Source organism: Arthrobacter sp. HMSC08H08 (assembly GCF_001807575.1).
Lineage (GTDB): Bacteria > Actinomycetota > Actinomycetes > Actinomycetales > Micrococcaceae > Pseudoglutamicibacter > Pseudoglutamicibacter albus.
In genome coordinates, this window is record NZ_KV789385.1 from 22,014 (window position 1) to 41,049 (window position 19,036).

The following is a 19,036-nucleotide window of genomic DNA, read 5'->3' on the forward strand; positions in this document are numbered from 1 at the left end:
TGCTTTCCTTTCCTAAGGAAGGAGCTGCAACCTCTGACCTATGGTCAGCGGCGCTTGCCCTTCTTGTCGTCCTTCACGTGGCCGCGGAAAGTACGCGTCATAGCGAACTCGCCGAGCTTGTGTCCGACCATCGACTCAGTGATGAACACTGGGATGTGCTTGCGTCCGTCGTGCACAGCGATCGTGTGGCCGAGCATGTCCGGCACGATCATGGAACGGCGGGACCACGTCTTGATGACGTTGCGGGTACCTGCTTCGTTCTGGTTCAGGACCTTCACAAGAAGGTGCTGATCAACGAAGGGGCCCTTCTTAAGGCTGCGTGGCATCTAAGAGCTCCTATCGCTTGTTCTTGCCAGTGCGGCGACGGCGCACAATGAGCTTGTCGCTGGACTTGTTAGGACGGCGCGTGCGGCCTTCCTTCTTACCGGCTGGGTTGACTGGGTGACGGCCACCGGAGGTACGGCCTTCACCACCACCGTGTGGGTGGTCAACCGGGTTCATGGAGACACCGCGAACGGTTGGGCGTACGCCCTTCCAGCGCATGCGGCCGGCTTTACCCCAGTTGATGTTGATCTGCTCAGCGTTACCGACTTCGCCGACGGTTGCGCGGCAGCGTACGTCAACGTTGCGGATTTCGCCGGATGGCAGACGCAGCTGTGCGTACTTGCCTTCGCGGGCTACCAGCTGAGCGGATGCACCAGCGGAACGAGCCATCTTGGCGCCGCCACCTGGGCGGAGCTCGATCGCGTGCACAACGGTACCCACTGGGATGTTGCGCAGCGGCAGGTTATTACCTGGCTTGATGTCAGCGTTCGGGCCGGACTCGACGCGGTCGCCCTGCTTGAGACGTTCCGGCGCTACGATGTAGCGCTTGGTGCCGTCCACGTAGTGCAGCAGTGCGATACGGGCGGTGCGGTTCGGGTCGTACTCGATGTGCGCGACCTTCGCCGGTACGCCGTCCTTGTCTGCGCGACGGAAGTCGATCAGACGGTACTGGCGCTTGTGTCCACCACCCTTGTGACGGGTCGTGATGCGGCCGGTGTTGTTACGGCCACCGGTCTTGTGCAGCGGGCGGAGAAGGGACTTCTCTGGCGTGCTGCGCGTAATTTCTGCGAAGTCGGCAACGGACGCGCCACGAAGGCCCGGCGTTGTCGGCTTGTATTTGCGAATTGCCATTTATTGTTCCTCGTTAAAGTGGTCTCCGGTTGCCTTAGGCGACCGGACCGCCGAAGATGTCGATGGTGTCATCGCCCTGGAGGGTGACGATCGCGCGCTTGGTGTTCTTGCGCTGTCCCCAACCGAAACGGGTACGCGTACGCTTACCCGGGCGATTGCTGGTGTTGACCGATGCAACCTTGACGCCGTAGATCTCCTCTACTGCAGCCTTGATTTCGGTCTTGTTCGAGCGTGGGTCCACCAGGAAGGTGTACTGACCCTCGTCGATCAGGTTGTAGCTCTTCTCCGAAACGACCGGAGCGACGATCACGTCGTGGGCCGTGCGACGGTTGATGTTAGTCACTTGGCGTCCTCCTTACCGGTGAAGGCGTCGAAGGCAGCCTTCGTGAAGATGACGTCATCAGCGCGGAGCACATCGTAGGTGTTGAGCTGGTCCGCGAACAGGGCGTGAACGTTCTCAAGGTTACGCACGGACAGAGCTGCGACGTCGTTGGCGCGTTCAAGCACCACGAGCAGGTTCTTCCGGGTCGTGAGGGACTTGAGGTTTTCGCGTGCCTGCTTGGTCGACGGGGTGTCGCCCGTGATGATGTCCTCTACGACGTGGATGCGATCGTGGCGGGCACGATCGGTGAGGGCGCCGCGCAGTGCAGCCGCCTTCATCTTCTTAGGGGTGCGCTGGGAGTAGTCGCGTGGCACTGGGCCGTGTGCGATACCACCGCCGCGCATCTGTGGCTCGCGGATGGAGCCCTGACGTGCACGGCCGGTCCCCTTCTGGCGGAACGGCTTGATGCCGGAGCCGGAGCGTTCAGCGCGGGTCTTGGTCTTGTGCGTACCCTGGCGGCGTGCTGCCTCTTGCGCAACAACTACCTGGTGCAAGAGAGCAACGGAGGCCTCGGTATCGAAGATCTCTGCTGGGAGATCAACCTTTACGGTTTTGATAGCCATTGGTTAGGCTCCCTTCACTGCAGTGCGAACCAGGACAACCTGGCCACGCGGACCTGGGACTGCGCCCTTGATGAGCAGGAGGTTGTTTTCTGCGTCAACACCGTGAACCGTGAGGTTCAGGGTGGTCTGACGCTCAACGCCCATGCGGCCCGGAAGCTTCTTGCCCTTGAAGACGCGACCTGGGGTCGACGCCTGGCCTACGGAGCCTGGCTTGCGGTGGTTCTTGTGCTGACCGTGGGATGCGCCTGCGCCGGAAAAGCCGTGGCGCTTCATTGCACCTGCGAAGCCCTTACCTTTGGTGGTTCCGGTGATGTCTACCTTGGAACCGGCTTCGAACTGTTCGACGGTCAGTTCCTGACCGAGTTCGTAGTCTGCGGCGTCAGCGGTACGTACTTCAGCTACGTGGAGGCGTGGGGTCACGCCTGCGGCCTTGAAGTGGCCAACGAGTGGCTTAGTGACCTTGGTTGGGTCTACCTGGCCGTAGCCGATCTGGATCGCGGTGTAGCCGTCGCGCTCTTCGTTGCGCAGCTGGGTGACGACGTTAGCGTCAGCCTTGACGACGGTGACCGGGATCAGGTTGTTGTCTTTATCCCAGACCTGGGTCATGCCGAGCTTCGTGCCCAGCAGGCCCTTGATGTTGCGGCTTGCGGTCATAGTTATCTCAGCACCTCCCTATTAAAGCTTGATTTCGATGTTGACATCCGCTGGCAGGTCGAGGCGCATGAGCGAATCGACGGCCTTTGGAGTTGGATCCACGATGTCGATGAGGCGCTTGTGGGTGCGCATCTCGAAGTGTTCGCGGGAGTCCTTGTATTTGTGTGGGGAGCGAATCACGGTGAACGTGTTCTTCTCCGTTGGCAGCGGCACTGGGCCGACGACGGTTGCGCCGGCACGAGTGACGGTATCCACGATCTTGCGTGCGGAGGTGTCAATGACTTCGTGGTCGTATGACTTCAGCCGGATGCGGATTTTCTGTCCCGCCATGCTGTCTTCCTTACGTTGTTAGCACTGTTATTGATGTGTGCCTCACGGGTCACAGCGGTGGCAGCTAGTTCCAGGAAGGTCTGGTTCTCTATGCGCTTGCTGTAACCGGCACGCCCGGTTGCGAGCCAAATCCTAAATACTTTAGGGTTCCTTGCCTCGGCCGAGCTCCGATCCACGCACTCGGGCGTGTCTTCACCGGTGTGGTGTTATCCGCCGTCATTTGTGCAGGGACCGTGTTGGCATCTTGGTTCTAGGCCCAAAAAGCCAACTTATCTAGTGTGGCACATCCTGTGTTGATTCACAAAATAATGTGATGGGCTCAACGTCGGTTGCCTCATTTCGGGTGTGGGCGGCGGGGACGCGAAAGGGGTCCGACTCCCCTTGCGGAGAATCGGACCCCTTTTTGTTATGGCGTTTCGTTATGGCTGATTCACATCATGTCGATGTGGCCTGCGCCAGATCAGTAAGACGGGTCTTACTTGATGATCTTGGTGACGCGGCCGGAACCAACGGTGCGGCCACCCTCACGGATAGCGAAGCCGAGGCCCTCTTCCATAGCGATTGGCTGGATGAGCTCGACGGTCATCTCGGTGGTGTCACCTGGCATAACCATCTCGGTGCCCTCTGGGAGGGTAATAACACCGGTCACGTCAGTCGTACGGAAGTAGAACTGTGGGCGGTAGTTCGAGTAGAACGGGTTGTGGCGGCCACCCTCGTCCTTGGAGAGGATGTACACGTTTGCCTCGAACTCGGTGTGTGGGGTGATCGAGCCTGGCTCGACAACAACCTGACCGCGCTCAACGTCTTCACGCTTGAGACCGCGGAGCAACAGACCACAGTTCTCGCCAGCCCATGCTTCGTCGAGCTGCTTGTGGAACATCTCGATACCGGTAACGGTGGTCTTCTGCAGTGGGCGCAGACCAACGATCTCAACCTCGGAGTTGAGCTTGAGGGTACCGCGCTCTGCACGGCCGGTAACAACGGTACCGCGACCGGTAATGGTGAAGACGTCCTCGATTGGCATCAGGAATGGCTGATCCTTCTCGCGGACTGGGTCTGGGATGTACTCGTCAACAGCGTTCATGAGCTCCATGATGGAGTCAGCCCACTTCTCGTCGCCCTGCAGCGCCTGGTAAGCGGAAACGCGGATGACTGGAGCCTCATCACCGTCGAAGCCCTGGGAGGACAGAAGTTCGCGAACCTCCATCTCGACGAGGTCGAGGAGCTCTTCGTCGTCAACCATGTCGCACTTGTTGAGTGCAACGAGCAGTGCAGGAACGCCAACCTGGCGTGCCAGCAGAACGTGCTCGCGAGTCTGAGCCATTGGGCCGTCGGTAGCAGCAACCACGAGGATTGCGCCGTCCATCTGAGCAGCACCGGTGATCATGTTCTTGACGTAGTCAGCGTGACCTGGAGCGTCAATGTGTGCGTAGTGACGCTTCTCGGTCTCGTACTCCACGTGGGAGATGGAGATGGTAATACCGCGCTGGCGCTCTTCCGGAGCGGAGTCAATGGTATCGAAGTCACGCTGGACGTTGGTGTCAGACGGGAAACGGTCTGCCAATACCTTCGAGATAGCGGCGGACAGCGTCGTCTTACCGTGGTCAACGTGGCCGATGGTGCCGACGTTTACGTGCGGCTTAGAGCGGTCAAACTTTGCCTTTGCCACAGATTCCTCCTAGAACTGTTTTCAGCAAACTTTCTACTGCTCACTCTTTTGGTGAGCAAGCTACCAATCAGTCTACTGATGGCGTGTTGGTTTATGAAAATTCAGCGGGATCCAGTGAGATCTGCCTCACCTTAGCGGTGATCCCTGTTCGTCCGCCGGCCAGCCTGTAAAGCTGCTCCGGCGGTGAACGGGTGGGCGGTACTACTCGCGGCAGCGCCGCCCACTCGTTCTACCCACAGGAATTACTCGCCGCGGGACTTCTGGATGATCTCGTCCGCGACGCTCTTCGGCACCTCGGCGTAGCTGTCGAAGACCATCGAGTACACGGCGCGGCCCTGCGTACGGGAACGCAGGTCGCCGATGTAGCCGAACATCTCCGAAAGCGGAACCTGGGCCTTGACGACGCGAACGCCCTGAGCGTCATCCATCGACTGGATGGAGCCGCGGCGGGAGTTCAGGTCACCGATGACATCGCCCATGTACTCTTCTGGGGTGCGGACCTCAACGGCCATGACCGGCTCGAGCAGAACCGGGTTGGCACGCTTCATGGCTTCCTTATAAACCTGGGAGCCTGCGATCTTGAACGCCATTTCAGACGAGTCAACATCGTGGTATGCACCGTCGAGCAGGGTTGCCTTGACGCCGACCATCGGGTAGCCAGCCAGGACACCGAGTTCCATGGCTTCCTGGATACCCTGGTCAACGGATGGGATGTATTCGCGTGGAATACGGCCACCGGTGACGGCATTCTCAAACTCGTAGATGGTGTCGCCTTCGACCTCGAGAGGTTCGAAAGTGACCTGGACCTTTGCGAACTGGCCGGAACCACCGGTCTGCTTCTTGTGGGTGAAGTCGACCTTCTCCACGGTGCGGCGGATGGTTTCGCGGTATGCAACCTGTGGCTTACCGACGTTCGCTTCAACCTTGAATTCGCGCTTCATGCGGTCGACGAAGACGTCGAGGTGCAGCTCGCCCATGCCGCCGATTTCGGTCTGGCCGGTTTCGTCGTTGAGCGAAACGGTGAAGGTTGGATCTTCAGCGACGAGCTTCTGGATCGCGTTGGAGAGCTTCTCCTGGTCGCCCTTGGTCTTCGGCTCGATGGCAACGAAGATCACTGGCTCTGGGAAGGTCATCGATTCGAGGATGATCGGAGCATCGGATGCGCACAGGGTGTCACCAGTGGTGGTGTCCTTGAGGCCGATGACCGCGTAGATGTGGCCTGCTACGATCTCTTCGACTGGCTGTTCCTTGTTCGCGTGCATCTGGAACATCTTGCCGATGCGTTCGCGCTTACCCTTGGTCGAGTTCAGGATCTGAGCACCGGATTCGAGGCGGCCCGAGTAGACGCGGATGAAGGTCAGGGTGCCGAAGAATGGGTGGGATGCGATCTTGAACGCGAGAGCCGAGAACGGCTCGTCGACGGATGGCTTACGGGTCAGCTCAACCGTCTCGTCCTTCGGGTCGGTACCGTGCATCGGTGGAACGTCCAGCGGCGATGGCAGGTAGTCGACGATGGCGTCGAGGATTGGCTGGATGCCGCGGTTCTTGAACGCGGAGCCGCAGAAGACTGGGTAGGCTTCGTCGGCAACGGTCAGCTTGCGGATGCCGGCCTTGAGCTCAGCTTCGGTGATTTCCTCGCCTTCGAGGTACTTCTCCATGAGCTCTTCGTCAGCTTCTGCGACGTCTTCGACGAGCTTTGCGCGGTATTCCTCAGCCTTGTCCTTCAGATCAGCTGGGATCTCTTCGGTGGTGTACTTCTGGCCGAGGGATACGTCACCCTTCGAATCAGCTTCCCACTTGAGAGCCTTCATGCTGACGAGGTCAACAACGCCAACGAAATCGCTCTCAGCGCCGATTGGCAGCTGCATCACGAGTGGCTTAGCGCCCAGACGGGAGACGATGGTTCCTACCGTGTGGTAGAAGTCAGCGCCCATCTTGTCCATCTTGTTGACGAAGCAGATGCGTGGAACGCCGTACTTGTCTGCCTGACGCCACACGGTCTCGGACTGCGGCTCAACGCCTTCCTTGGCGTCGAAGACAGCGACAGCGCCGTCGAGAACGCGCAGGGAACGCTCAACTTCAACGGTGAAGTCAACGTGGCCTGGGGTGTCGATGACGTTGATCTGGTTGTCATTCCAGTAAGCGGAGACTGCAGCGGAGGTAATGGTAATACCGCGCTCCTTCTCCTGCTCCATCCAGTCGGTCGTCGATGCACCGTCGTGCGTCTCGCCGAGCTTGTGGTTCACACCCGTGTAGAACAGGATGCGTTCCGTAGTAGTGGTCTTGCCCGCATCGATGTGGGCCATAATGCCGATGTTGCGGACCTTCTTAAGGTCGGTGAGCACGTCGAGTGCCACGGTGTCTCCCTTACGGTTGAGGTGTCAATACCCGGTGGCGAGGATCGCCACCGGGTAGAACGTGGATTACCAGCGGTAGTGAGCGAACGCCTTGTTGGCTTCCGCCATCTTGTGAGTATCCTCGCGGCGCTTGACTGCTGCGCCGAGGCCGTTGGAGGCGTCCAGGATCTCGTTCATGAGGCGTTCGGTCATGCTCTTCTCGCGGCGGACCTTCGAGAAGCCGACCAGCCAGCGCAGCGCGAGCGCAACCGAGCGACCAGGCTTGACCTCAACAGGGACCTGGTAGGTTGCGCCACCGACGCGGCGGGAGCGAACCTCAAGTGCAGGCTTGATGTTTTCGATGGCCTTCTTGAGGGTGGCTACCGGGTCGTTACCGGTCTTAGCCTGGGTGCCTTCAAGTGCGCCGTATACAATGCGCTCTGCGGTGGACTTCTTACCGTCTACGAGCACCTTGTTGATCAGCTGGGTGACCAGTGCGGAGCCGTATACCGGATCGTTGACAATTGGACGCTTGGGAGCTGGACCCTTACGAGGCATTACTTCTTCTCCTTCTTAGCGCCGTAGCGGGAACGGGCCTGGCCGCGGTCCTTGACACCCTGGGTGTCGAGTGCGCCGCGGACGATCTTGTAGCGGACACCTGGCAGGTCCTTCACACGGCCACCGCGAACGAGCACGATGGAGTGTTCCTGCAGGTTGTGGCCCTCACCTGGGATGTAGGCAGTTACTTCGGTGCCGCCTGCGAGGCGGACACGAGCAACCTTACGAAGCGCGGAGTTCGGCTTCTTAGGGGTAGTGGTGTACACGCGGGTGCACACGCCGCGGCGCATTGGGTTACCCTCAAGCGCCGGGGTCTTCGACTTGTTCTTGTGTGGAGCGCGACCCTTGCGCACCAGCTGCTGAATTGTAGGCAATCTATGTCCTTACGTTGCTGATCGGACTGTCCGCTTGCCCACCCGGTTGCCTCACTATGTAAAGCGCGGCGGGCGATGCGTGCGGTTATCGTTTTCTCGCGATCTCTAAACCGCTTGGTCCGAGGCGTGCGAAAGTGTGGAGTACGTCATTCAACCTGCGAACGACACGGACTGAGTCCACTTCTCCACACGAAAACTCTGATCATCCACTATATCAGCATTTTCGTTCTCGCCACAATCTGCACGTTCGCGGCCGCCAGGCCCTTATCCGCAAGCGTGCACGCCACAAGAGTGCCAGCGCCGCCCCAACGCCGCCACAACACAACATGGCCGGACCATAAACAGCTCTTAACGCCGATGCGGCGGGCACCTCCCCTACGGAAGGCACCCGCCGCATCGTACTTGGTCTCAGCTAACCGGTGATTCGTCACCAGCCAGCGAGGCTAGAGATCAGTTGAAGTCCTGACCGAAGTTGCCGTACTCCTCCATCGAGATCGCGGAGAACTCGCCGCCGAACGCATCCATCCCCTGATAATCGAAACCAGAGAAAGCGGATGGGCCGGAGTAGAAGGAAGCCTTCGCTTCCTCAGTCGGCTCAACATCAACCTGGGTGTAGCGATCCAAGCCAGTACCGGCAGGGATCAACTTACCGATGATGACGTTCTCCTTCAGACCCAACAGCGGATCAGACTTAGCCTCCATAGCGGCCTGAGTCAGAACGCGCGTGGTCTCCTGGAAGGACGCGGCGGACAGCCACGACTCGGTAGCCAGCGAAGCCTTGGTGATACCCATGAGCTCGTCACGGCCCGATGCCGGGCGGGCACCTTCAGCGACAGCCTTACGGTTAGCGGCCTGGAAGACCGCACGGTCAGCCAGCTCACCAGGAAGCAGATCCGTGTCACCCTGGTCAATCACGGTGATGCGGCGCAGCATCTGGCGAACAATAACCTCAACGTGCTTATCGTGAATACCCACACCCTGAGACTGGTACACAGCCTGAACCTCACGGACCAGGAACTTCTGTGCCTCACGCGGGCCAAGAACACGCAGAACCTGCTTCGGGTCAATAGCACCCGCAGCCAGCTGCTGGCCAACGTCCACGTGATCGCCTTCCTCAACCAAGAGGCGGGAACGACGCAGAACAGGGTAGGCCTCTTCCTCAGAGCCATCATCCGGGGTCACGATAACGCGCAGGGCGCGCTCGGTGTCCTCGATCGAGACACGACCAGCAACCTCGGTGATCGGCGCCAAGCCCTTAGGCGTACGCGCCTCAAAGAGCTCCTGAATACGAGGCAGACCCTGGGTAATATCGCCAGACTCAGCAACACCACCCGAGTGGAAGGTACGCATCGTCAACTGGGTACCAGGCTCACCAATCGACTGAGCCGCAACAATACCCACGGCCTCACCGATATCAACGAGCTTGCCGGATGCCAGCGAGCGGCCGTAGCACAACGCACACGTACCAACCGCGGAATCACACGTCAGAACCGAACGGACATTGACCTCGTCAATACCGGCATCGAAGAGGCGCTGAATCAGGACATCGCCCACGTCCTCGCCGGCCTCAGCCAACAGCTCACCGTTGGCGTCCACAACATCCTTGGCAAGGGTGCGGGTGTACGCCGAGTTCTCGACCGTCTCATGCAGAGTACGGACACCGTTGACCTCATCCGCGATAGCGACCTTAAGGCCACGGCGGGTACCACAGTCATGCTCACGCACGATGACGTCCTGAGAAACGTCAACCAGGCGGCGCGTCAAGTAACCCGAGTTAGCGGTCTTCAACGCGGTATCCGCAAGACCCTTACGGGCACCGTGAGTAGCGATGAAGTACTCAAGAACCGTCAAACCTTCACGGTAGGAAGACTTGATCGGGCGAGGAATAATCTCACCCTGCGGGTTCGACACCAGACCACGAATACCGGCAATCTGGCGCAACTGCAGCCAGTTACCGCGAGCACCGGAAGTCACCATGCGGTTAATGGTGTTGTACTTCTCCATGCCCTCCTGCATCTTGGAGGCAACCTCCTCGGTGGCCTGAGTCCAGATGTCAATGAGTTCGGTACGGCGCTCATCATCAGCGATCAGACCCATCTCAAACTGAGTCTGAACCTTCTGAGCACGCTCCTCATACGGGGCCAGGATCGCGGCCTTGTCCATGTGAGAGGTCACGTCAGAGATCGCAACCGTGACACCCGAGCGGGTGGCCCACTCGAAGCCCTTGTCCTTGAGGTTATCGAGGGTACGAGCAGTATCGACCTTCGGGTAACGCTCAGCGAGGTCATTCACGAGGTCACCCAAGGTGCCCTTGGTAGCGACCTCAGCGAACCACGGATAGTCCTCAGGCAACGTGTCATTGAACAAGGCGACACCCAGAGTGGTCTCCAGAAGCGCCGGCTTGCCTTCAACCCAACCCTCAGGGGCAGGCTGCGAAGCCGACGGAACAAAGTTATCCACCGCAATCGTGCAGACCGCGTTCAGATCAAGCTCGCCCGCATCGAACGCCATGATCGCTTCAGCAACAGACGAGAAGCTACGGCCCTCACCGACAACACCCTCACGGCGGGTAGTCAAGTGGTTCAAGCCGATGATCATGTCCTGCGCAGGCAGCGCAACCGGGCGGCCATCCGAAGGCTTCAAAATGTTGTTCGAAGACAACATCAGGATGCGCGCCTCAGCCTGAGCCTCAGGGCTCAACGGCAAGTGCACAGCCATCTGGTCACCATCGAAGTCAGCGTTGAACGCTGCACACGCCAGCGGGTGCAACTGCAGAGCCTTACCCTCAATGAGCTGCGGCTCAAACGCCTGAATACCCAGGCGGTGCAGGGTTGGTGCACGGTTCAACAGAACCGGGTGCTCAGCGATGATCTCTTCAAGAACATCCCACACCGCAGGGCGGAAACGCTCAACCATACGCTTAGCTGCCTTGACGTTCTGAGCGTGGTTCAGATCAACCAGGCGCTTCATCACGAACGGCTTGAACAGCTCAAGCGCCATCTGCTTAGGCAGACCACACTGGTGCAGCTTCAACTGCGGACCAACCACGATGACCGAACGGCCGGAGTAGTCAACACGCTTACCCAGCAGGTTCTGACGGAAACGACCCTGCTTACCCTTGAGCATGTCAGACAGCGACTTCAGCGGGCGGTTACCCGGGCCAGTCTGCGGGCGGCCACGGCGACCGTTGTCAAACAACGAGTCAACCGACTCCTGCAACATGCGCTTCTCGTTGTTCACGATGATCTCTGGAGCACCCAGATCCATGAGACGCTTCAAGCGGTTGTTGCGGTTGATCACACGACGGTAGAGGTCGTTGAGGTCCGAGGTAGCGAAACGGCCACCATCAAGCTGAACCATAGGGCGCAACTCCGGCGGAATCACCGGAACAGCGTCAAGGACCATACCCTCAGGCGAATTATCGGTAGTCAAGAAAGCGTTGACAACCTTCAGACGCTTGATCGCGCGAGTCTTACGCTGACCCTTACCGGTAGCAATCACCTCACGCAGCGCCTCAGCCTCTTCCTCGAGGTTGAAGTTCTGCAGACGCTTCTGGATCGCCTCAGCACCCATCAAGCCCTCAAAGAACAGGCCATACTTAGCGCGCATCGTGCGGAACAGCGACTCGTTACCTTCAAGGTCACCCACCTTGATGGTCTTGAAACGCTCCCACACCTCGGTGAGACGCTCAATCTCGGCGTCCGCGTTCTTACGGACGTTCGCCATTTCCTTCTCAGCGGCGTCGCGAGCCTTCTTCTTCTCAGCAGCCTTAGCGCCCTCACCCTCAAGGCGAGCGAGCTCTTCCTCAAGCTCCTGAGCGATCTCAGCGATATCAGCGTCACGCGTGTTAGCGATGTTCTTGATCTCAACATCGTGAGCGGCCTGCAAGTTCGGCAGCTCTTCGTGACGGCGTTCCTCATCAACCGAGGTGATCATGTACGCCGCAAAGTAAATAACCTTCTCGAGGTCCTTCGGCGCCAAATCAAGCAGGTAACCCAAACGCGAAGGAACGCCCTTGAAGTACCAAATATGCGTCACCGGAGCAGCCAACTCGATGTGGCCCATACGTTCACGGCGAACCTTAGAACGGGTCACCTCAACGCCACAACGCTCACAAATGATGCCCTTGAAACGGACACGCTTGTACTTACCGCACGAGCACTCCCAGTCACGCGTAGGACCGAAAATCTGCTCACCAAACAAGCCATCCTTCTCAGGCTTGAGCGTGCGGTAGTTAATGGTCTCCGGCTTCTTAACCTCGCCGTAGCTCCATTCGCGGATCTGTTCAGCCGTAGCCAAACCAATACGCATCAATCCGAAAGTCGATTCGGTGGACATAAGTCCTTACTCTCTTTCGTCAAAAAATTGAAGTCTTCATCAGGTGGTTCACCAGCCCAGCAACACAACCGGGCTGGACAAAGGTCCGTAGCCGGTGGCGGGCACCCCAGCCCGCCACCGCATCGAGCGCTACTTAGACCTCATCAACCGAGCTCGGCTCAACATTGGACAAGTTGATACCCAGCTCCTCTGCGGCCCGGAAGACTTCCTCGTCCGCATCGCGCATCTCAATCGTCTCGCCGTCGGTCGAAAGAACCTCAACGTTCAGGCACAGCGACTGCATTTCCTTCAACAGAACCTTGAAGGACTCCGGAACGCCAGGGGCAGGGATGTTATCGCCCTTGACGATCGCCTCGTAGACCTTCACACGGCCGTGGATATCATCCGACTTGACCGTCAGCAGCTCCTGCAGGGTGTATGCCGCGCCGTACGCCTCAAGCGCCCACACCTCCATCTCGCCGAAACGCTGACCACCGAACTGGGCCTTACCACCCAACGGCTGCTGCGTAATCATCGAGTATGGACCGGTCGAGCGAGCGTGGATCTTGTCATCAACCAAGTGGTGCAACTTGAGGATGTACATGTAACCCACGGAGATCGGCTCCGGGAACGGCTGGCCGGAGCGGCCATCGAACAGGGTCGCCTTACCGGAGTTATCGATCAGACGCTCGCCGTCACGGGACGGCAGAGTGTGGTCCAGCAGACCGCGGACTTCCTCTTCCTCGGCACCGTCGAAGACCGGGGTGGCAACCTTGATCGGAGCCTGCTCACGCGGCAGGTTCGGAAGGTTCTTGATCCACTCAGGTTCACCTTCGATGTTCCAGCCCTGGGATGCGGCCCACCCGAGGTGCAACTCCATGACCTGGCCCAGGTTCATACGGCCCGGAACACCCATTGGGTTCAGGATCACGTCGACCGGAGTACCGTCAGCCATGAACGGCATGTCCTCAACCGGGAGGATCTTGGAGATAACACCCTTGTTACCGTGGCGGCCAGCGAGCTTGTCACCAACGGTGATCTTGCGCTTCTGTGCAACGTAGACACGGACCAGCTGGTTCACACCTGGTGGTAGCTCGTCGTCATCGTCGCGATCGAAGATGCGGACGCCGATGACGGTACCGGACTCACCGTGCGGGATGCGCAGCGAGGTGTCACGGACTTCGCGAGACTTCTCACCGAAGATCGCGCGCAGCAAGCGCTCCTCCGGGGTCAGTTCGGTTTCACCCTTAGGTGTTACACGACCCACGAGGACGTCGCCGGCCTCTACCTCAGCGCCGATGTGGATGATGCCGCGCTCATCGAGCTGCGAAAGCACTTCCTCGGACACGTTCGGGATGTCACGGGTGATCTCTTCAGCGCCGAGCTTGGTGTCACGGGCATCGACCTCGTATTCCTCGATGTGGATCGAGGTGAGGACGTCGTCGGAGACCATGCGCTCGGAGAGGATGATCGCGTCCTCGTAGTTGAGGCCTTCCCAGGACATGAACGCAACGAGGAGGTTCTTACCGAGCGCGAGCTCGCCCGCCTGGGTTGCTGGGCCATCAGCAATGAGGGCCTGAGCTTCCAGCCGGTCCCCTTCCGTGACAACGACCTTCTGGTTGTAGCCGTTGCCCTGGTTGGAGCGGGCGAACTTCATGATCGGGTAGTTCGTCTGCGTGCCGTCATCGTTCATGACGGAGACGAGGTCAGCCGAAACACTTGTGACAACGCCTGGCTTCTTCGCCAGAACCGCGTCACCGGAGTCAACCGCGAGGTACTTCTCCATACCGGTACCCACGATTGGGGAATCCGGCTCCAGGAGCGGAACGGCCTGACGCTGCATGTTCGCGCCCATGAGCGCGCGGTTGGCGTCATCGTGTTCGAGGAACGGAATCAGCGCGGTCGCTGCGGAAACCATCTGGCGTGGCGAGACGTCCATGTAGTCGATCTCGTTCGGAGCGACCAGGACTGGTTCGCCGCCGCCACCGCGTTCACGGCAGAGAACGAGGTCTTCTTCGAAGGTGCCGTCTTCTGCCAGCGGCGCGTTTGCCTGCGCGATCTGGTATTCGAGCTCTTCGTCTGCGGTCAGGTAGTCGACGTGCTCGGTCACCACGCCGTCAACAACGCGACGGTACGGGGTTTCGATGAAGCCGAAGGAGTTGATGCGACCGTAGGTTGCGAGCGAGCCGATCAGGCCAATGTTCGGGCCTTCCGGGGTCTCAATCGGGCACATGCGGCCGTAGTGAGACGGGTGAACGTCACGGACTTCCATGCCTGCGCGGTCGCGGGAGAGACCGCCTGGGCCCAGAGCCGAGAGGCGGCGTTTGTGGGTCACGCCAGCCAGTGGGTTGTTCTGGTCCATGAACTGCGAGAGCTGGGAGGTTCCGAAGAACTCCTTGATCGCAGCAACCACCGGGCGGATGTTGATCAGGGTCTGCGGGGTGATCGCCTCGACGTCCTGGGTGGTCATACGTTCACGTACAACGCGCTCCATACGCGACAGGCCGGTGCGGACCTGGTTGTCGATCAGTTCGCCGACCGCGCGGATGCGGCGGTTGCCGAAGTGGTCGATGTCATCGACGTTGATCGGGATGTCGGTCTCTTCGCCCTTGCGTACGCCCTTGATGGTGCGCTCGCCTGCGTGGAGTGCGACGATGTAGCGGATCATCGCTACGATGTCGGCCTCGGTCAGAACGGAGGACTCTGGGGTGTCCATCGGCATGTCCATGCCGAGCTTGCGGTTGAGCTTGTAGCGGCCCACCTTAGCGAGGTCGTAGCGCTTCGGGGTGAAGTACATGTTCTCAAGCAGGTTGCGTGCCGCTTCAACGGTCGGCGGCTCGCCTGGGCGCAGCTTGCGGTAGATGTCCAGCAGCGCCTCTTCCTCGGTGTGGACGGTGTCCTTCTCGAGGGTGATGCGGATCGACTCGTAGTCGCCGAACTCTTCGAGGATCTGGGATTCGGTCCAGCCCAGTGCCTTGAGCAGTACGGTCACGGACTGCTTGCGCTTACGGTCGAGGCGGACACCGACCTGGTCGCGCTTATCGATTTCGAGCTCGAACCAGGAACCACGCGATGGGATGATGCGCGCGGAGTAGATGTCCTTATCGGAGGTCTTGTCTGGGGTGCGCTCGAAGTAGGCACCTGGGGAACGGACCAGCTGGGAAACAACGACGCGCTCGGTTCCGTTGATGATGAACGTTGCGTTGTCGGTCATGAGCGGGAAATCGCCCATGAAGACCGTCTGCTGCTTGATTTCGCCGGTCTGGTTGTTCATGAACTCGGCACGCACGTAGAGCGGTGCCGAGTAGGTGGCGTCGCGGTCTTTGGCTTCCGCGATCGTGTACTTAGGGTCCGCGAATTCTGGCTCGGAGAAGCTCAGGGACATGGTGCCCTGGAAGTCTTCGATGGGTGAGATCTCTTCGAAGATCTCGGCCAGCCCTGGTACTCGTGGGACGCTGGTGTCCCCTGTTTCTTCTGCCTTCGCTACGCGCTGCTGCCAGCGTTCGTTACCGATGAGCCAGTCGAACGATTCGGTCTGCAGCGCTAGCAGATCCGGGACGTCGAGGGGCTCGTGGATTTTCGCGAAGGAGATGCGGCCCGCTGCGGCGGCGGTACGAGCCGATGTAGCGGTTGAGTTCTGAGAGGTGCTCGAGGCGACCAAAGGTTTTCCTTCCACAGACCGTCATGTTTCCGGGTGCGGCTTTGTCCTCGCTATGCGTATTCTCTATGCGTTGACTAGCTGGTGAGACTAGGATTTCGCGTGAGGTTGTAAACGCCTGATGAGACGTTAAAACATCGACCCACCGCTATATGAAGGTCGATGTAACAGGACAAGAAGAGCCGCAACGATCCATCTTAGCGCAGTTCGTCAAGCGTGTCGAATAGTATTTTGAGCTCGCGTGCGTGATACCGAGCACGATGCCTGCCGGGCTTGCATGGCAAGCGCACCTTCGATCGTGAGATGCTGGTCACATTCGTGTGCATTTTTCTTACGATGGAGGTTTATATGTCCGGTGGCGTGACTGGCGATTCCACCCCTGGTGGCTTGCAGGGCATGGCGGCTTTGAGCGGGCGCGACGCGGTGATCATTGGTGCCGCGCGTACGCCTTTTGCGCGTCTTTTGGGCGAGCTCAAGGATTTTTCTGCCGCTGCGCTGGGCGGGCGCGCTATCGAGGCCGCGCTCGGCAGGGCTGGGGTCGGCGCGGAGTGTGTCGAGGCCGTGGTGATGGGGCAGGCGGTTCAGGCTGGATGTGGGCAGAACCCCGCTCGGCAGGCAGCCCTTTCGGTTCCGGGCCTACCTGCATCCGCTTATGCTGAGACGGTCAACAAGGTGTGCCTTTCGGGGCTTTCGGCTGTGATTCACGCCGCCCGCCTTGTTCGCCTAGGTGAGGCTGATGTTGTGGTTGCTGGCGGGATGGAGTCAATGTCGAATGCACCTCATCTTTTGCCGGGCTCCCGCACTGGCTGGAAGTACGGGGACGTAGCCGCGGTTGATTCGCTGGCTCATGATGGCCTCACGGATGCGACTGATCAGGTCTCGATGGGCTCGCTGACTGATGCCGGCAACGATGCTCGCGAGATTTCGCGGGCAGAGCAGGATGCGGTGGCCGCCGCCTCTCATCAACGAGCAGCTTCTTCCCATGAGCACCTGCAGCAAGAGATCGCCCCTGTTGAGTGGGAGGATCGCCGCGGCCGACAGCATACTGTCACAGACGATGAGGGTGTGCGTGAGGATACGAACGCTGAGGCCTTGGCTCAGCTGCGACCAGCATTCTCGAAAGAAGGAACCATCACTGCCGGGAACTCCTCTCCCCTATCGGATGGAGCAGCGGCCGTGATCGTGACTTCGCGCATCTGGGCTGAACAGAACGACGCGACCATACTGGCGACCATCGGCGAGGCAGGCCAGGTTGCCGGGCCGGATAATTCTCTGCACTCCCAGCCGGCCCGAGCGATCAAGAGGGCCCTCGAACGTTCCGGCATCGATCAGGGCGCCCTCGATGTCATAGAAATCAACGAGGCTTTCGCATCCGTGTCCGTGCAGTCCCAACGCGAGCTAGGTGTGGACGCAGAGGACGTGAACGCATGGGGTGGCGCGATCGCCTTGGGCCATCCACTCGGGGCGAGTGGCGCACGCCTCGTTGTGACAGCGTGCTACCAACTTGAGGAGAACGGCGGAGGCACCGCGGCCGTCGCGCTGTGTGGCGGCGGAGGTCAAGGCGAAGCACTCTTGCTGCACCGCTAGTCTGCCGCCCCTACCTCCCCCCATCATCAGCCAGGGCCCTTAACAAAGTTTGGCCCGTGCCACCAAATGGTGACACGGGCCAAACATTCATTCACTGTGAGCGGCGCACTGTCACGCCGCGGCGAGTGAAAGGAAATTACTTGAGGGTGACGGTTGCGCCAGCGCCCTCGAGAGCTTCCTTAGCCTTCTCTGCATCTTCCTTGGAGACGCCTTCGAGAACAGCCTTAGGAGCGCCGTCAACGAGCTCCTTAGCTTCCTTGAGGCCTAGGGAGGTCAGGCCGCGAACTTCCTTAATAACGCCAATCTTCTTATCGCCAGCGGCTTCGAGGATGACGTCGAATTCGGTCTGCTCTTCAGCGCCGCCTGCGGCACCGCCTGCAGCAGGAGCTGCAGCAACAGCAGCTGCGGTGACGTCGAAGGTCTCTTCGAACTGCTTAACGAACTCGGAGAGTTCGAAGATGGTCATTTCCTTGAACGCGTCAAGGAGCTCTTCGGTGGTGAGCTTCGCCATAGTGGCGTCCTTTCGTCGATGCGGAGGCTTTGCTCCGCGTAAAAGCTTGTCGGTTGAAACTGTTGGGCTCAAGCGTCCCGCGCCGCAACGGATGTTGCGGGACAACGGATGCTACGGAACCGTGACTACTCTGCAGCTGGGGCTTCGGCGGTTTCGCCGGCCTCTTCGCGCTTGAGACGCAGCGCATCGATGATGCGTGCAGCAGCGGATGCTGGTGCCTTGAGGACACCGGCAACACGAGCCAGCTGGTGTTCGACGGACTCGAGAGCAGCAAGATCCTTGATCTGCTCAGCGTCCATCTTCTGGCCGTCGTAGTAGCCGCCCTTGATGATGAGCTTCTCGTGGTCCTTAGCGAAATCGGTGAGGCTCTTAGCGGCTGCAACTGCATCTCCGCGTACAAACGCGATAGCAGTTGGGCCGTTGAGCATGCCCTCGAATGCGTCGACACCGGCGTTCTTAGCAGCGATCTCGGTCAAGGTGTTCTTGACGACTGCGTACTTGGTGTCTGGGCCCATGGAGCGGCGAAGCTCCTTGAGCTGTTCCACGGTGAGCCCACGGTATTCGGTCAGGACTGCAGCCGAGGACTCCTCGAAGTCCTTGGTGATCTCCGCTACGGCGATCTCCTTGACGTTCTTAGCCATGACACTCCTTCCGGGGTTCTAAGATGGTTCATCCCGGTTGGTTGCCCCGAAAAGCAAAATAGCCCTGGCACATAGGCACAGGGCTACACGGTGAACATCGACGGCGCTGATCGCCTCGGTTCGTGAAGAATCTGTCCCTACGTGGGCTGCCCTGCAAGTGCGGGAACCTTCGATGAGCGCACGCGCCCATAACCAACGGTCTTTGGTACACCGTCCAGTCTAACGCAATGGATCACGATGCGCCAATCGGCGGCGTACCTTACATATATTGATCGCGTAG

Annotated in this window: 16 protein-coding genes; 1 reads left to right on the plus strand and 15 read right to left on the minus strand. The window is 59.6% G+C overall.

Features of this window, described 5'->3' with window-relative positions; all coding sequences use genetic code 11:
• Positions 1-44: 44 nt before the first annotated feature.
• The 13 genes from rpsS to HMPREF3175_RS04320 form a co-directional block, all read right to left on the minus strand.
• Positions 45-326 carry a 30S ribosomal protein S19 gene (gene rpsS / locus HMPREF3175_RS04260; RefSeq protein WP_035758039.1) on the minus strand — a complete coding sequence of 94 codons (282 nt, stop codon included), beginning with the start codon at positions 324-326 and terminating at the stop codon, positions 45-47.
• A 10-nt stretch (positions 327-336) separates the two neighbouring features.
• Positions 337-1,176 (minus strand): 50S ribosomal protein L2, encoded by an 840-nt coding sequence (gene rplB / locus HMPREF3175_RS04265; protein WP_035758037.1) that lies wholly within the window; start codon positions 1,174-1,176, stop codon positions 337-339.
• Between the two features lie 34 nt (positions 1,177-1,210).
• Positions 1,211-1,519 (minus strand): 50S ribosomal protein L23, encoded by a 309-nt coding sequence (gene rplW, locus HMPREF3175_RS04270; protein WP_035758034.1) that lies wholly within the window; start codon positions 1,517-1,519, stop codon positions 1,211-1,213.
• Positions 1,516-2,121 (minus strand): 50S ribosomal protein L4, encoded by a 606-nt coding sequence (gene rplD / locus HMPREF3175_RS04275; RefSeq protein WP_035758031.1) that lies wholly within the window; start codon positions 2,119-2,121, stop codon positions 1,516-1,518. Before rplD ends, rplW begins: the two co-directional genes overlap by 4 nt.
• A gap of 3 nt (positions 2,122-2,124) precedes the next feature.
• Positions 2,125-2,775 carry a 50S ribosomal protein L3 gene (gene rplC, locus HMPREF3175_RS04280; protein ID WP_070490810.1) on the minus strand — a complete coding sequence of 217 codons (651 nt, stop codon included), beginning with the start codon at positions 2,773-2,775 and terminating at the stop codon, positions 2,125-2,127.
• A gap of 21 nt (positions 2,776-2,796) precedes the next feature.
• The gene (rpsJ, locus tag HMPREF3175_RS04285) at positions 2,797-3,105 is read right to left on the minus strand and encodes a 30S ribosomal protein S10 (protein WP_035758027.1); all 309 of its coding nucleotides are present in this window, start codon (positions 3,103-3,105) and stop codon (positions 2,797-2,799) included.
• 475 nt (positions 3,106-3,580) lie between these two features.
• A complete protein-coding gene (gene tuf, locus HMPREF3175_RS04290) occupies positions 3,581-4,774 on the minus strand; it encodes an elongation factor Tu (protein ID WP_035758024.1) in 1,194 nt (397 codons plus the stop codon).
• 242 nt (positions 4,775-5,016) lie between these two features.
• Positions 5,017-7,131, minus strand: coding sequence for an elongation factor G (gene fusA, locus HMPREF3175_RS04295; RefSeq protein ID WP_035758022.1), 2,115 nt, complete (start codon positions 7,129-7,131; stop codon positions 5,017-5,019).
• A gap of 66 nt (positions 7,132-7,197) precedes the next feature.
• The gene (gene rpsG, locus HMPREF3175_RS04300; protein ID WP_035758019.1) at positions 7,198-7,668 is read right to left on the minus strand and encodes a 30S ribosomal protein S7; all 471 of its coding nucleotides are present in this window, start codon (positions 7,666-7,668) and stop codon (positions 7,198-7,200) included.
• Positions 7,668-8,042 carry a 30S ribosomal protein S12 gene (gene rpsL, locus HMPREF3175_RS04305; RefSeq protein ID WP_035758017.1) on the minus strand — a complete coding sequence of 125 codons (375 nt, stop codon included), beginning with the start codon at positions 8,040-8,042 and terminating at the stop codon, positions 7,668-7,670. The genes rpsG and rpsL overlap by 1 nt, the downstream gene beginning before the upstream one ends.
• Before the next feature lie 209 nt (positions 8,043-8,251).
• Positions 8,252-8,473, minus strand: a complete 222-nt coding sequence (locus HMPREF3175_RS04310) for a hypothetical protein (RefSeq protein ID WP_070490812.1) — start codon at positions 8,471-8,473, stop codon at positions 8,252-8,254.
• Positions 8,474-8,492: 19 nt separating this feature from the next.
• On the minus strand, positions 8,493-12,380 hold the full coding sequence (locus HMPREF3175_RS04315; protein WP_070490814.1) for a DNA-directed RNA polymerase subunit beta': 3,888 nt from the start codon (positions 12,378-12,380) through the stop codon (positions 8,493-8,495).
• A gap of 133 nt (positions 12,381-12,513) precedes the next feature.
• Positions 12,514-16,020 (minus strand): DNA-directed RNA polymerase subunit beta, encoded by a 3,507-nt coding sequence (locus tag HMPREF3175_RS04320; protein WP_070490817.1) that lies wholly within the window; start codon positions 16,018-16,020, stop codon positions 12,514-12,516.
• 393 nt (positions 16,021-16,413) lie between these two features.
• On the opposite strand from HMPREF3175_RS04320, the gene HMPREF3175_RS04325 reads away from it, so the two are divergent.
• The gene (locus HMPREF3175_RS04325; protein WP_070490823.1) at positions 16,414-17,604 is read left to right on the plus strand and encodes an acetyl-CoA C-acyltransferase; all 1,191 of its coding nucleotides are present in this window, start codon (positions 16,414-16,416) and stop codon (positions 17,602-17,604) included.
• 136 nt (positions 17,605-17,740) lie between these two features.
• On the opposite strand, the gene rplL is transcribed toward HMPREF3175_RS04325, so the two are convergent.
• Positions 17,741-18,115 carry a 50S ribosomal protein L7/L12 gene (gene rplL, locus HMPREF3175_RS04330; protein ID WP_035758013.1) on the minus strand — a complete coding sequence of 125 codons (375 nt, stop codon included), beginning with the start codon at positions 18,113-18,115 and terminating at the stop codon, positions 17,741-17,743.
• Between the two features lie 125 nt (positions 18,116-18,240).
• Positions 18,241-18,756 carry a 50S ribosomal protein L10 gene (gene rplJ, locus HMPREF3175_RS04335; RefSeq protein ID WP_035758011.1) on the minus strand — a complete coding sequence of 172 codons (516 nt, stop codon included), beginning with the start codon at positions 18,754-18,756 and terminating at the stop codon, positions 18,241-18,243.
• Positions 18,757-19,036 lie beyond the last annotated feature (280 nt).

What these genes read in the sequence shown, in the direction of transcription:
- rpsS (WP_035758039.1), bottom strand. Translation starts at nt 326, where the DNA reads ATGCCACGCAGCCTTAAGAAGGGCCCCTTCGTTGATCAGCACCTTCTT.
- rplB (WP_035758037.1), bottom strand. Translation starts at nt 1,176, where the DNA reads ATGGCAATTCGCAAATACAAGCCGACAACGCCGGGCCTTCGTGGCGCG.
- rplD (WP_035758031.1), bottom strand. Translation starts at nt 2,121, where the DNA reads ATGGCTATCAAAACCGTAAAGGTTGATCTCCCAGCAGAGATCTTCGAT.
- rplC (WP_070490810.1), bottom strand. Translation starts at nt 2,775, where the DNA reads ATGACCGCAAGCCGCAACATCAAGGGCCTGCTGGGCACGAAGCTCGGC.
- rpsJ (WP_035758027.1), bottom strand. Translation starts at nt 3,105, where the DNA reads ATGGCGGGACAGAAAATCCGCATCCGGCTGAAGTCATACGACCACGAA.
- rpsG (WP_035758019.1), bottom strand. Translation starts at nt 7,668, where the DNA reads ATGCCTCGTAAGGGTCCAGCTCCCAAGCGTCCAATTGTCAACGATCCG.
- HMPREF3175_RS04315 (WP_070490814.1), bottom strand. Translation starts at nt 12,380, where the DNA reads ATGTCCACCGAATCGACTTTCGGATTGATGCGTATTGGTTTGGCTACG.
- HMPREF3175_RS04325 (WP_070490823.1), top strand. Translation starts at nt 16,414, where the DNA reads ATGGCGGCTTTGAGCGGGCGCGACGCGGTGATCATTGGTGCCGCGCGT.
- rplL (WP_035758013.1), bottom strand. Translation starts at nt 18,115, where the DNA reads ATGGCGAAGCTCACCACCGAAGAGCTCCTTGACGCGTTCAAGGAAATG.
- rplJ (WP_035758011.1), bottom strand. Translation starts at nt 18,756, where the DNA reads ATGGCTAAGAACGTCAAGGAGATCGCCGTAGCGGAGATCACCAAGGAC.